The organism is Hyella patelloides LEGE 07179 (genome assembly GCF_900659865.1).
Classification (GTDB): domain Bacteria; phylum Cyanobacteriota; class Cyanobacteriia; order Cyanobacteriales; family Xenococcaceae; genus Hyella; species Hyella patelloides.
In genome coordinates this window covers 1-5,700 of sequence record NZ_LR214123.1, presented here as the reverse complement: position 1 = coordinate 5,700, position 5,700 = coordinate 1, and the positions used below count along the sequence as shown (strand labels likewise).

General features: G+C 40.7%; 4 protein-coding genes. 1 reads left to right on the top strand and 3 read right to left on the bottom strand.

Annotated elements, in window-relative coordinates; all coding sequences use genetic code 11:
* Positions 1 to 434: 434 nt before the first annotated feature.
* Positions 435 to 2,528, bottom strand: coding sequence for a DICT sensory domain-containing protein (locus H1P_RS30330; protein ID WP_144874762.1), 2,094 nt, complete (start codon positions 2,526 to 2,528; stop codon positions 435 to 437).
* A gap of 406 nt (positions 2,529 to 2,934) precedes the next feature.
* Here H1P_RS30330 and dxs point away from each other — a divergent pair, with 406 nt between their 5' ends.
* On the top strand, positions 2,935 to 4,845 hold the full coding sequence (dxs, locus tag H1P_RS30325) for a 1-deoxy-D-xylulose-5-phosphate synthase (protein ID WP_144874760.1): 1,911 nt from the start codon (positions 2,935 to 2,937) through the stop codon (positions 4,843 to 4,845).
* A gap of 491 nt (positions 4,846 to 5,336) precedes the next feature.
* Here dxs and H1P_RS30315 read toward each other — a convergent pair whose 3' ends face one another.
* Entirely contained in the window at positions 5,337 to 5,522 is a 186-nt protein-coding gene (locus tag H1P_RS30315; RefSeq protein WP_144874758.1) for a type II toxin-antitoxin system HicB family antitoxin, read from the bottom strand.
* On the bottom strand, positions 5,494 to 5,700 hold a 207-nt coding region (locus H1P_RS40040), incomplete at its 5' end, for a transposase (protein ID WP_186375824.1). The genes H1P_RS40040 and H1P_RS30315, both read right to left, overlap by 29 nt.

The following is a 5,700-nucleotide window of genomic DNA, read 5'->3' as shown; positions in this document are numbered from 1 at the left end:
AGGGCGTTGCTGATTTAGCGAACGAGTGCGCGACGGCGAAGCCGAGTCCTTTAGGGGTCTTGGGCGGGGCTTACAAGTTCTGCCGTGAAACGACAGAATCAGCCCCTTGGGTTTCCCTCAATGAGCAATATGCGCGATGCGAAGCGAGTCCTTTAGGGGAGCGGTATCCTTTAGGACTCGTTCAAGACAGTAATGTCACCCAAAATAATACGGTTCGTAGCTATAAGCTATAGGCTATAAGCTATAAGCTTTGAAATAATTTTGAATAACAGCATAGAAAGCGTAAAAACTTGTCTCAGCATTATGCATTCACCAACGCCATAAATAGAAGAAATAGGGAATAGGAAACAGGGAACAAAACAAAGAGGTAAGGATGAACAATGTTCCTCTTACTGCTACTATTACTCTGATTTCTGACTCGAAGACTCCTGAGTTTAACTTTTCTTTTTACGTTTAGTTTTTCTTTTAGTTGGTTTAGAAGTCGCAGAATTTCTACCATTGGTTGAGGTGGATTTATTCGGGGAATTAGATTTTTTGGAAATTGCGGGAGGGACTTCAAACACAGGTATTGTAAAGTGAAATTCGCTTCCTTGGTCTTTTCCTGCTGATTCTGCCCAGATTGTACCGCCCCAACCAGTAACAATTTGTCTACAGATGGCTAACCCTAAGCCTGTTCCTCCTGCACTACGGCGTAATGCACCTTCTTCTTGATAAAAGCGGTCAAAGACAGTTTCTAGGCGATTGGGTTCGATACCTTTCCCTGTATCGGCAACGGTGACTTCGAGGTTATTAGAGTCATTTGTTTTCACAATAATAGTAATTTGTCCTTCAGTACCCGTAAATTTACAGGCATTATCAAGGAGTTTGGCTAACACTTCCACTAACCACTCGCCATCGGCTCTTACTAAGGGAGATTCGGGGGTTACGAAGTTTTGAATTTCAGGAATTTTTTCTCCTGAGATACGAGCGCGGACATTGCTGAGAGCCAAATCAATACATTCTGCAATAGATAAAGGTTCAAGATTCCACTCTACTCTGCCACTTTCGAGACGAGAAAGGGTCAAAAAGTCTTGTACTAGGTTACGCATTCTTTCAGCATCACCCAAGGCGGTATTGAGCATCACCTGACGCAGTTCAGCAGACATATCAGGTTCGGTAGCTAAACTTTCGAGACAAATTTGAATGGTAGAAAGGGGTGTGCGTAGTTCGTGTCCCGTAATAGCTACTAAATTGGAACGGGTACGATCTAGGGCTTCTAGCTGTTCGTTGAGATCTTCTAAGTTGGCGTAGGCTTCGGCTTGAATTAGTGCCACTCCTACCTGAGTAGCGATCGCATCTACTAATGCCACATCATCTGCTTTCCAATCAATAGAGGTGGTGTCACTATGGTGTAATTCGATCATGCCTAGAAGATGATCTTGGTATAACACGGGTACTAATAGCCAAGAAGCGATTGCAAAGTTTTGGACTAAGTTTTGTAAATATTCTCCTGTACCTTGTTCCCAAGCAGTTTTTGTCAGTCGAACATCTTCTTGAGTATCTTCGATAATTAAGGTTTCGTGGTTTTCTACTACATCTGCAAACAGTGGGTTATTTTGGAGATGCCACGTTTTCCCTTTAACAGCAGGGATACCAGGACGGGTAAATTCATGATTAATCGTAGCGGTGGTATCTTCTTCGCGACAACGATAAACGATGCAGCGACTAATGCCAAAGCCTTCACCTAGTTTTTGGACTGCTACGTGTAAGATTTCTTCGGTATCTAGCGATCGCCGAATGGCATCAGTGACAGAGTTGAGTAACTTTTCTTTTTGTTGTTTTTGAGCCAGAGATTTGTTTGCTTTGAGTAGTTTGTACTGTCCTGCTTGTAAATAGCTCACTAAACGCTGCACAAAAGGATCGGGGTTATCAACAGCAGTATTTGCTAAAGTAGGACATTCTTCCACAGTTTTCTGATTTAAAACAGTTGAAAATAAATATTTTTGGCGAGCTTTCTCGATTTTTTGCTCTAATTCTGGTCTATAAACTAATACACGCCCTAATAATAATTCTGCTGCTTTAACACTTACTTGAGGTTCAAAAGTCCAAATGCCCTCAAAGCGTCGGCTAGCGTCCATTGCTAAACTGACTCTGTCATCAGGATCGATAGTGGTTTTTTCTCCACAAACCAAACAGCAGCAATACTGTTGGCTAATTACCACTAAATGCCACTCATGATTTAAAGAATCTTGAGAGTTAAAAGCAATAGTTTCGTAAATATCAGAACTATTTTTGAACTCTGCTTCTGGAGCAGCCAACACATAAACTTGATCTGTTTTAACTGCCATTCGACCATAGCGATGAGCCTCTTGACGATAAAAACGTTCTTTTTGAAAGCTGGCAATTACCAATGGTGCATCAGAATCAGCTAAAACTCGATCTTCCATCGCATGGGATAGAGCGGTTAAAGATGATTTGAAATACATTTGTGGTCGCCAATGAGGAAAAAATTCCAGCAATTGGCATACTAAAGGTTGAGAAACGCTCATCTATAATTTTTTGAGATTGAGAACTGATGATGAACTATTAAAAAGCTATTAGTTCATAACTACTTATTTAATAAGTGATAACCGCGATCGCCAAAAATACTTTACAGATAAAATACTTTTCTATAAACATCCTACAAAAAAGCGTCTCCCTCTCTTAAGAAAAAAATTATATTTCGCAACAATTATGGCTATTCTTGACTGACTGTTACCGATATACAACTGGTGATAACTAAGTTATAGCAGATATTTCAGACATTTATATTTTATGGCGATCGCTATAAAATAGTTAATTTTTGCCATAGTGTTCGTTTTTTTACATTACCAGGAAATATCTTTTAATAACCTAAGAGGCCGAGAAAATAGGATAATTTGATTTATAACGGAAAATTTTAGAGAACACGACGGTATGCACTTAAGTGAAATAACTCATCCTAATCAGTTGCACGGCTTATCACTTCGGCAACTAGAAGATATTGCCCGTCAAATTAGAGAAAAACATTTACAAACAGTAGCAGCTAGCGGTGGTCATTTAGGACCAGGTTTGGGAGTCGTCGAACTTACGGTAGCTCTTTATCAAACTCTCGATCTAGATCGTGATAAAGTTGTTTGGGATGTGGGACATCAAGCCTATCCCCACAAACTACTTACAGGAAGATACAAAGATTTTCATACCCTCAGACAAAAAGATGGTGTGGCAGGTTATTTAAAACGCTGTGAAAATAAATTCGATCATTTTGGCGCAGGACACGCTTCTACCAGTATTTCCGCAGCTTTAGGCATGGCATTAGCTAGAGATGCTAAAGGGGAAGACTATAAGTGTGTCGCTATCATTGGGGATGGCTCACTGACTGGTGGTATGGCATTAGAAGCGATTAACCATGCAGGGCATTTACCTAAAACTAATCTGATGGTAATTCTCAATGATAATGAGATGTCCATTTCTCCCAATGTAGGGGCAATTTCTCGCTACCTAAACAAAGTACGCCTTTCTGACCCCGTACAGTTCATTTCTGATAATTTAGAAGAACAATTTAAAAACGTTCCTTTTTTTGGGGAATCTTTAACTCCTGAGATGGAAAGAGTCAAAGAAGGGATGAAACGCCTGGCTGTACCCAAAGTAGGAGCAGTAATTGAAGAATTAGGCTTTAAATATTTTGGCCCTATTGATGGTCATAATTTAGCAGAATTAACTACTACCTTGAAACACGCCCACAAAGTAGCTGGACCAGTACTGGTTCATGTTGCCACAGTAAAAGGCAAAGGATATGCCCTCGCCGAAAAAGATCAAGTAGGCTATCATGCCCAAAATCCCTTTAATTTAGCTACAGGAAAGGCTGTACCTGCAACCAAGCCCAAACCACCCAAGTATGCTAAAGTTTTCGCCCATACTCTAACTCAATTGGCGGAAAATAACCCTAAAATTGTTGGTATCACCGCAGCGATGGCAACGGGTACGGGGTTAGATAAACTCCAGAAAAAACTACCCAAACAGTACATAGATGTGGGTATCGCAGAACAACACGCAGTAACCTTGGCTGCTGGTTTAGCTTGCGAAGGAATGCGACCTGTAGCTGCTATTTACTCGACTTTTTTGCAAAGAGCTTACGACCAGCTAATTCATGATGTCTGCATTCAAAAGCTACCCGTATTTTTCTGTTTAGATAGGGCTGGTATTGTTGGTGCAGATGGTCCCACTCACCAGGGAATGTATGATATTGCCTATCTGCGTTGTATTCCTAATATAGTTGTGATGGCACCCAAAGACGAAGCAGAATTACAGCAAATGGTAGTTACTGGAGTCAATTATACAGAAGGGGCGATCGCAATGCGTTATCCTCGTGGTAATGGCGTTGGTGTACCCTTAATGGAAGAAGGTTGGGAGCCTATCGAAATTGGTAAAGCAGAATTGCTCCGCAGTGGTGATGATGTCTTGCTATTGGGTTATGGCACAATGGTATATCCTGCAATGCAAGTAGCCGAAATTCTCAGCGAACATGGTATTGAAGCTACTGTGGTTAATGCTCGTTTCGTCAAACCCCTAGATGAAGAGTTAATCTTACCTTTAGCCAAGCGCATTGGTAAAGTTGTCACCCTCGAAGAAGGCTGCATCATGGGCGGTTTTGGTACAGCTGTAACCGAAGCTTTGCAAGATAACGATGTTTACGTACCTGTAAAACGTTTAGGTGTTCCCGATATCTTAGTAGACCATGCCACACCAGATGAGTCTAAAGCTAGTCTTGGTTTAACCAGCCCTCAAATGGCAGAAACAATTCTTAATGCTTTTTTTAAGAGCAAAGAAACTGCTGTAGTTAGTTAATAGAAAAGAAAATAGGGTAGGAAATTCCTACTCTGTAAATCTTCTTTTATTTTTATCATTCTGTATTTATAGCTTCAAAAATCTGCCTGACTATCTTGGGATACAATATTTTGCCAGCATGAAAAGGAACGATAAAACTAGAGTTGTCGTTTGCAATATATTCGATGACATTGTGGTACTTTCCACGATAGAGATATTTGTGCTGCCAAAAATATCCAAGACGCTGGTGGGCTATCAGAGTCTATAAATGGACGTGGGAGGAAATGTAAGACTACCTCTGTAGCTGTTTCCGTGTTCTCCGTCAACCACCCCTAAACAATTAACCTTGTTTTAGGGAATCTCCGCCCTTCTAGGGCGCGAGAGGATGTCAATTCCTTTACTTCTTAATCTAATAAAAGCCCGTATTTAGTAACAGCTTTTCCGCGTCTTTAGCCGTTAATCTTGGTAATTTAGGCAACTGAAACCTCTAGAGTCATCGTTGTTACTTTTTTTCACAATAAATTTTGTTTTTCTACATCAGATAAAGTCTCAATGTATGGTTCTACTGCTTCATGAATATTGGTTTTTACCTCATCGAAATAATCTCCTTGGCTCTGAAATACTTCTAATTCAGGACAATAAGCAGAAAAGCTACAGCGGTTTGCAGGTTTATAAGGGACAGTAGCAGCAGTGGGCAAACCAGTTACGCAGATGTTGGGGATTCATTAAATCCATCGCTATTTTAATCAGGGTATCAACCCTTTTGGAAGTTCTGGGAGAGAACTGCCTCAAGAAAGCCTTTAGCTGTGACCACCAGTGTTCAATGGGATTAAACTCTGGAGAATAGGGGGAAAGCTCTAAAACTCTCGCTCCTAC